This is a genomic window from Methylobacterium sp. (assembly GCF_019750675.1).
In the GTDB taxonomy this organism is placed as follows: domain Bacteria; phylum Pseudomonadota; class Alphaproteobacteria; order Rhizobiales; family Beijerinckiaceae; genus Methylobacterium.
In genome coordinates this window covers 1-7,833 of record NZ_JAIEOF010000242.1, presented here as the reverse complement: position 1 = coordinate 7,833, position 7,833 = coordinate 1, and the positions used below count along the sequence as shown (strand labels likewise).

The 7,833-nt window shown below is 69.7% G+C and carries 6 protein-coding genes; all 6 read right to left on the bottom strand.

Going from position 1 to position 7,833, the window contains the following annotated elements:
- Positions 1-7 precede the first annotated feature (7 nt).
- Complete coding sequence (locus K2X24_RS12455; protein WP_292498460.1) at positions 8-952, bottom strand: ferredoxin--NAD(+) reductase; 945 nt, start codon at positions 950-952, stop codon at positions 8-10.
- A 64-nt stretch (positions 953-1,016) separates the two neighbouring features.
- The gene (locus K2X24_RS12450) at positions 1,017-1,358 is read right to left on the bottom strand and encodes a hypothetical protein (protein WP_292498457.1); all 342 of its coding nucleotides are present in this window, start codon (positions 1,356-1,358) and stop codon (positions 1,017-1,019) included.
- 133 nt (positions 1,359-1,491) lie between these two features.
- Entirely contained in the window at positions 1,492-4,389 is a 2,898-nt protein-coding gene (locus tag K2X24_RS12445) for an EAL domain-containing protein (RefSeq protein WP_292498455.1), read from the bottom strand.
- A 330-nt stretch (positions 4,390-4,719) separates the two neighbouring features.
- Complete coding sequence (locus tag K2X24_RS12440; RefSeq protein WP_292498453.1) at positions 4,720-6,015, bottom strand: pitrilysin family protein; 1,296 nt, start codon at positions 6,013-6,015, stop codon at positions 4,720-4,722.
- Positions 6,016-6,021: 6 nt separating this feature from the next.
- A complete protein-coding gene (gene thrC / locus K2X24_RS12435; RefSeq protein WP_292498451.1) occupies positions 6,022-7,434 on the bottom strand; it encodes a threonine synthase in 1,413 nt (470 codons plus the stop codon).
- A 66-nt stretch (positions 7,435-7,500) separates the two neighbouring features.
- Positions 7,501-7,833: DUF4864 domain-containing protein (locus K2X24_RS12430; RefSeq protein WP_292498448.1), on the bottom strand; the 333-nt coding region annotated here is incomplete at its 5' end.

Genomic DNA, 7,833 nt, shown 5'->3' with positions numbered 1-7,833 from the left:
GGATCGCTCAGATGCCGGGCTCGATCAGCACCGGATAGCAGCGGGCGCCGGACGCCGCTGCCAGGACCTCGACGGCGCCGACCGTCGAGGCGTCGCCCGCCACGTGGACCACGTCGGTGCTGCGCAGGGAAGGGAGATGGGCCGTCAGGGGACCCGGGCGGACCTCGGGGGGGCGCTGACGGGTACGGTCGGAGACCATGACGATGCGGCTCACGCCGGTGGCGCGCAGCCAGTCGAGGGCCGGGCGCATGTAGAGGTCGAGGGGATCGCGCGCGCCCACCATCAGGGCGACCTCGCGGGCCGGATCGATGTAGCGGGCGGCCCGTGCGATCGACCAGATCGGCGCGAAGCCGGTCTCGGCCGCGAGCAGGACGAGACGTCCGCCCCCCGGCCGGTAGAAGCCGCGACCGACCGGGCCCTTCACCTTGACGGGGTGATCGAGATCGATCGCCTCGCCGAGGGCATGCCCGAGGCCACGCCCGTCGGAATTCAGGCGCAGGTGGAAGACGAGTTCGTTGAGTTCGGCCGACCCGTCGACCCGCAGGGTCGGGCTAAGGGTCGCGGGCTCGAACCCCTCGAAGGTCGCCACGACCTGATGCCCCGGCTCCAGCAGCAGGCGGCGCGTCAGCGTCACCACCACCTCGACGGTATGCGGTCCGAGCGGATTGATCTCCGTCACGGTCCCGGTCCGCTTCTGGATCGCGGGGTTCCGGGCGGGGAGGGGATGGGAGCGGGGCGCTTCGATGCTGACCGGGCGCGGCAGGGCGAGCTTCACCGACTCGCTGCGATGCGAACGGCTCTGGGCGCGGCGCGGGGCCGGCGCCGACCCCTGTCCGTTCAATCCTGTGGCGGGGGTGATCATCCCATCGGCGAGGGCGGTCTCCAACGGGGTATCGCCGGTGGAGATGCGCACGGACTTGCCGTTGACGACGAGCGAGCAGCGGGCGCTCATGGTCGTCCTTCGAATGGTGGAGAGGCGGGAAAGGATGAGTGGGCCGCGACGCGATTTCAGCGCGTCAGCGCGGGCCGTCGAGGATCATGTCGACGAGGGCTGCCCAGCGGTCGCGGACGATTCGTGCCTCGGGCGTCAGCGTCTCGGGGACGTCCAACCGGGTCAGGCAGTCCCGCAGGCGCTCCGTCTCGCGGCGCTCGGCGCCGAGGACCGCCTTCATCACCTGGATCTCCGCCCGGAGGCGGGTCACTTCGGCATTCGTCTGATCGGGCTGGGCGGGCGCGGGGGCCGCTTCCTCACGCACCGGAACCGGGGCGGGAACGACGTGGAGCGGCCGCGCCATCAGGCGCCGGACGATGCTGGTGTCGATCTCGTCGTCTGCGATCCGCAACGCGGCCTGCGCCATCACACCATCTCCTGGCGGCCGGCGCTCACGCCCGCCGCTCGCACCCGTTCTGAGGTTGAACGATGCCGGATCATGGTTAAGGGAAGTTTAATCCGATCGTCAGGACTTCGGCGGATCGGTTCGGCGTTTCGCCTCAAGCTGCTTCGGGGGCGGCCCCGAGAAGTTGACGGGCCTGCAGCATCGACATCGGCTCGCCGAACGCAAATCCCTGCGCATACTCGCAGCCGAGCTCGAACAGGGCCTGCGTATCCCCCTCGGATTCTGCGCCCTCGGCGATGATCGACAGTCCGAGTTCCTGGGCCATCTTGACGATGGACCGCAGGATCGCAGTCTGGCCCGTCGCGATCTGGCGCACGAAGGAGCGGTCGATCTTGATCGCATCGAAGGGGAAGCGCTGCAGGTAGGACAGGGCCGAATAGCCGGTGCCGAAATTGTCGAGGGAGAGGCCGGCGCCGAGATCACGGATGCGGTGGAGCATCTGCGCGGCATATTCCGGGTTCTCCATCACGAGGCTCTCGCTCAGCTCGAGCTTGAGCGAACCCGGGATCACGCCGGAGCGCGCCAGGATCGTCTTCACGTCGTGCAGCAGGTCGTGCCGCAGGAGCTGACGCGAGGACACGTTGACGGACGCGAAGATCGGCGGATCGACGTCGAGGGAGCGCTGCCAGGCGGCGAGTTCCAGGGCGGTGCGCTCCAGGGCGAAGATGCCCAGGTTGACGATGAAGCCACTCTCCTCCGCGATGGGCAGGAAGGTCGCCGGGGTGATGCGGCCGAGCTTGGGGTGGTCCCAGCGCAGCAGCGTCTCGAAGCCCGCCACGGTGCGGTCCTCCAGGCGGACGATCGGCTGAAACAGGACCTTCATCTCGTTGCGCTCGATCGACCGGCGCAGGTCCGCCTCCAGCATGAGCCGGTCGCCGCGCTCGTTGCGCATGGTGGCGCGGAAGACCTCGATGCGATCGCCGCCACCGCGCTTGGCCTGGATCATGGCCATCTCGGCGTTCTTGAAGACCTCGTCCCGCTTCAGATTCGCGCCGCCCTCGTGCAGGGTGATGCCGACGGAGACGGTGAGGAAGATCTCGCGGTCCGCGTAGGTGATCGGCGTGGCGATCGCCTTGCGGATCATCTCCGCGAAGGCGAGAATCCGGTCGGGCTCGCGCTCCGAGAGCAGGATCAGGGCGAACTCGTCGCCCGCGACCCGGGCCAGGGTGTCCTGCGGCCGCAGGAGCCGGCCGAGGCGCCGCGACAGGGTCAGCAGGATGGAATCGCCCGCCGAGAGGCCGATGACCTCGTTGATTCCCTTGAAACGATCGATGTCGAGGACGATCGTCGTGGGCTTCAGGCGCGGGTCCTGGCTGGCGAAGGCGAGGGCAGCGTCGAGGCGGTCGTAGAAGAGCTCGCGGTTCGGCAGGCCCGTCAGACTGTCGTGGACCGCGTCGTGCAGCAGGCGCTCCTCGGCGGTCTTCACCTCCGTGACGTCGCTGATCGTGCCGACGACGCGGATCACCTCGCCGTCCGAGCCGATGACCGGGCGCGCCTTCAGGCGGTACCAGAAGTACGGCCCCACCGTGGAGCGAAGGCGGAAATCGTGGACGATGCGGCCGCGCCGCTCCTCGATCACGGTATCGAGCGCGGCCGAGTATCGCTCGACGTCGAAGGGATGGAGGAGGGCGAGCCAGTTCGCCGCCGGCCCTTCCAGGGTGCCGCGCTTGAGTCCGAGCTGGCCCTCGATCTCCTGGCCCGCGAAGACCCGGTCGCCGGGCACGTCCCAGTCGAACACCACGTCGCCGGCCCCCGTCAGGGCGAGCGCCCGCCGCTCGGTGTCCGACACGAGGGCGTGGGTGAGGCCACCGCCCGCAAAGGCATGCTGCATCACCGTGAAGCCGATCAGCATGACGATGAGCACGAGGCCGCCGATCAGCGCCGGCTGGACGAGGTCGCTGCCGATCTGGCCGGTGATGGCGAAGCCCGCCGCCACCACCCAGACCAGGAGCAGGCACCAGGTCGGGACCAGCAGGATGGCGCGGTCGTAACCGTTATGCGCGGCAAGGTAGACGATCAGCAGGAGGCCGACCCCCGCCACCGCCGCCACGGAAATGCGCGCGACGCCCGCCGCCACGGGCGGATCGAACACCGCGAGGCCCACGAGGCAGGCGAGGAACAGGAGCCAGATAATGGCCACGTGGCTGTAGCGGACGTGCCAGCGGCTGAGATTGAGATAGGCGAACAGGAAGACGAGGAGCGTCGCGCCCAAAACCGCCTCGGTGGAGGCACGGTAGACCCGCTCGGCCACTTCGGTGATGGGGAAGATGCGCTGCAGGAAGCCGAAGTCGATGCACGCATAGGCCAGGACCGCCCAGGCGAGGGAGGCCGCCGCCGGAAAGATGATCGCGCCCTTGACTACGAAGATGATTGTTAGGAACAGGGCCAACAGGCCTGCGATGCCGATGATGATACCCTTGTAGAGCGTCAGACCGGTCGATTTCTTGCGGTAGGCTTCCTGGTCCCAGAGATAGACCTGCGGAATGTTCGGACCGCGCAGCTCAGCCACGTAGGTGACGGTGGCGCCCGGATCGAGGGTGATGACGAACTGGTCGGAATCCGGGTTCTCGTCGCGCTCGGGACGGATGCCCTGGCTCGCCGTGATGGCGGCGATCCGGGAGCCGCCCAGGTCGGGCCAGATCACGCCCGAGCCGACGAGGCGGAAATGCGGGGCGACGAGGACGCGGTCGACCTGCTCGTCGGTGTCGTTGGTCAGCGCGAAGACCATCCAGTCGGGCCGGGCCCCGGCGTCGCGGGCCTTGACCACGATACGGCGGACGATGCCGTCCTTGCCCGGAGCGGTGGAGATCTGGATGAGGTCGCCGTCCGAGCGGTAACGCTCGATCATCGGGGTCAGGTCGATCGCCGGCGCATCGAGCGTGACCCGCACGGCCTCGACGGCCCGGGCCGGCGCGCTTCCGGCCAGGAGGCCGAGCAGCGTGGCGACGAGGGCCGACAGGACGACGGCAATGACGGGGGCGATTCTGCGCAACGGGCGAGTGTTCCGGCCGGGCGGGGCGTCGTCGGGGAGAAGGGGTCGAGAAGATAGGTCTGAGCCGGCGGCTCAGTCGTATCGGCGGGTTCCGCCGCGAGCAAGGCGGGCGGACGCCCCGCGGACGGGCATTCACCGTTTCCTAACCGTGGCTCGAAGCCGCCTCGATCGCCCGCCTTTGCGGCCAAAACAAGCCGGGCGGTATCGCGCCGTACCGGATCCCCTCGATCCCTTCCGGTGATCCCGGCGGGATCGCGGATCGGGACCTCGCTCGAACGCCGGGCGGGCTCGACCGGATACGGCCAACGCGTCGATCGCGCGGAGGCGATCTCAAGCGGCGCGGAGGGTCGCCGCGATCCGATCGAGGCCCGGCAGCTTCTTGATCGGCCCGATCGCCGCCAGGGTCGGCGCACCGGAAAGCAGGCGTTTGCCGGCGGAGCGGACGTGGTCCACCGTGACGGCATCGACCTTGGCGATGACTTCGCTGGCGGGAATGACGCGACCCCAGGCCAGGATCTGCCGGGCGTTGCGCTCGATGCGCCCACCCGGCGTCTCCAGGGCGGAGAGCAGCGCCACCTTCAGCTGCGCCTTGGCGCGGGCGACCTCCACGGTGTCAGCGTCCGCCGCCGCCCGGATCGTCGCCTCGAGGGTCACGTCCATGAGTTCGGCGAGATCCCCGCCGGACGTGCCGGCGCCGATGCCGAACAGGCCGCAATCGTAGAACGACCAGTGGAAGGACTGGATCTCGTAGGCGAGGCCGCGGGTCTCGCGCACCTCGTGCCAGAGACGGGAGGTCAGGCCGCCCCCGAGAACCTGCGCGAAGATGTGCAGAGCGTAGTAGTTCTCGTCGCGGAACGAGAGGCCCGGCAAGCCGAGCACGACGTTCGCCTGTTCGAGCTTCTTGGGCAGGCGCTTCTCGCCGCCGCCATAGAGGCCCGGGACCGTCTCGGGCGCCTGCACCGGCGCGAGGCCACCGAAGTGCCGGGTCGCGGAGGCGACGATGCGCTCGTGCTCGATGGCGCCGGCGGCAGCCAGCACGATGCGATCCGGGGTGTATTCCCGCGCGATATAGGCCTGGATGGCGTCGCGGTCGAAGCTGTTGATGGTCTGCGGCGTGCCGATGATCGGCCGGCCCATGGGCTGGTTCGGGAACGCCGCCTCGGTGAAAGCCTCGTAGACGACGTCGTCCGGCGTGTCCTCGATGGCCGCGTGCTCCTGCAGGATCACGCTCTTCTCGCGGGCGAGTTCACCGGCGTCGAAGACCGAATCCGTGAGGATGTCGCCGATCACGTCGAGGGCGATTTCCGCGTCCTCGCCCAGCACCCGCGCCGTGTAGCTCGTGCCCTCGGCGCTGGTGGCGGCGTTGATGTCGCCGCCGACATTCTCGATGTCCTCCGCGATGCGGCGCGCCGAGCGGGTCTTCGTGCCCTTGAAGGCCATGTGCTCGATGAGGTGGCTGAGGCCGCCCTCGTCCGCGCGCTCGTGGCGCGAGCCCGCCCCGACCCAGACCCCGAGGGTCGCCGTCGCCACGCCCGGCATGGCCTCGCTGACCACGGTGACCCCGTTGTCGAGCTTGGTGATCTTCAGGTCGGGGGAGGCCCCGTGGGTGGCGAAATGCTGGTTCATGGGCGCTCACGCTCCCCTGGTGATGCGGGCGCGTTCGCGGATGAAGGTCTCGACCGCCGCCTGGTCGTTGGCGACCCGCGAGAAGGTCTCGGGCCGGTCCATCAGGTCGGCGAGGTGCGGCGGCAGTTCCGGACGCCGCCCGCCGATCGCCTTGGCCACCGCGTCGGGGAACTTGGCCGCGTGCGCGGTGGCGAGCGCCACCACGGGCGTGCGCGGGTCCTTGGCGAGCAGCCTGCGGGCCGCGTGCACGCCGATGGCGCTATGGGGATCGATGACGTGCCCGGTCTCGGCGTGGGTGCGGGCGATCTCCGCCACGACCTCGGGCTCAGAGACGGCGGTGGCGTCGAACTCGGAGCGCACGGTGTCGAGTACGGCGGCGTCGAGGTGGAAGCCCCCCGACTGCTTCAGGCCCGCCATGAGGCGGCCGAGGCTGGTGGCGTCGCGGCCGAGAGCCTCGAACAGCAGGCGCTCGAAATTCGAGGAGATCTGGATGTCCATGGACGGAGAGGTGGTGGGCTGCACGCCGCGCACCTCGTAGGCCCCGTGCTCCAGGGTGCGCGCCAGGATGTCGTTGGCGTTGGTGCCGATCATCAGGCGCTCGATCGGCAGCCCCATGCGCTTGGCGACCCAGCCGGCCAGGATATCGCCGAAATTGCCGGTCGGCACCGCGAAGGAGACCGGGCGATGCGGCGCACCGAGCGCCACGGCCGCGGTGAAGTAGTAGACCGCCTGGGCGGCGACGCGGGCCCAGTTGATGGAGTTGACGCCGGAGAGGCGCACGTCGTCGGCGAAATCCGCGTGCTGAAACAGCGCTTTGACGATGTTCTGGCAATCGTCGAAGTTGCCGTCGATGGCGATGGCGTGGACGTTGTGCGCCCCCACCGAGGTCATCTGCCGGCGCTGCACCTCGGAGACCCGGCCTTCCGGGAACAGGATGAAGATGTCGACCTGATCGAGCCCCCGGAAGGCCTCGACCGCCGCGCTCCCGGTGTCGCCCGAGGTGGCGCCCACGATGGTGGCGCGGGCGCCGCGCGCCCGCAGGACATGGTCCATCAGGCGCCCGAGGAGCTGCATCGCCACGTCCTTGAACGCGAGCGTCGGCCCGTGGAAGAGCTCGAGCAGGAACAGGTTGTCGTCGAGCTGGGTCAGCGGGCAGACCGCCGGGTGCCGGAACGTGGCGTAAGCTTCCTCGATCATCCGATCGAGGTCCGCATCGGCGATCTCCCCATCGATGAGGGGGCGCAGCACGGTCTTGGCGGCGTCGGCGTAGCGCAGGCCCGCGAGGTTCGCGATGGCGGGTTTCGCGATCTGCGGCCAGGTCTCGGGCACGTAGAGGCCGCCGTCGCGGGCGAGGCCGGCGAGCAGGGCATCGGAAAAGCTGAGGGGCGCCGCGGCGCCGCGGGTCGAAACGTGAAGCAAGGGGGCCTCCGGGAAGGCGCCCCGTCTACACGATGTCGGCGGGCGTGTCGAAAGGCGCCGTTCCGGTCAGGCGCTGCTCCCCGGCGCCTTCACGAGGCGGCAGCCGGAGATGCGCCAGGCGCCGTCGGGCTGGCGCTCCAGGCTGTAGAGGGCGGCCCAGTCGGTGCCGGCTTCGTCCTGGAGGGTGACCCCGAGGGCGAGGCCGTCGTCCCCGGTCTCCTCGATGCGGTCCACGCTGTAGCGCCGGGCGCGGTAGACGGCCGCATAGCCCTCCCGCACCATCGCCAGGAAGGTGTCGGGCGAGGGGAACATGTTCTGGATGGCCGGGGCCGCCTGGGCGTAGGCGGTGGCCGCGTCGTCACGCCGGAACGCCTCGATCTGACGCTCCACCGTGGCCCG

Bases quoted from the DNA above. Each gene is read 5' to 3' on its own strand.
- K2X24_RS12455 (WP_292498460.1), bottom strand. From the start codon at position 952: ATGAGCGCCCGCTGCTCGCTCGTCGTCAACGGCAAGTCCGTGCGCATC.
- K2X24_RS12450 (WP_292498457.1), bottom strand. From the start codon at position 1,358: ATGGCGCAGGCCGCGTTGCGGATCGCAGACGACGAGATCGACACCAGC.
- K2X24_RS12440 (WP_292498453.1), bottom strand. From the start codon at position 6,015: ATGAACCAGCATTTCGCCACCCACGGGGCCTCCCCCGACCTGAAGATC.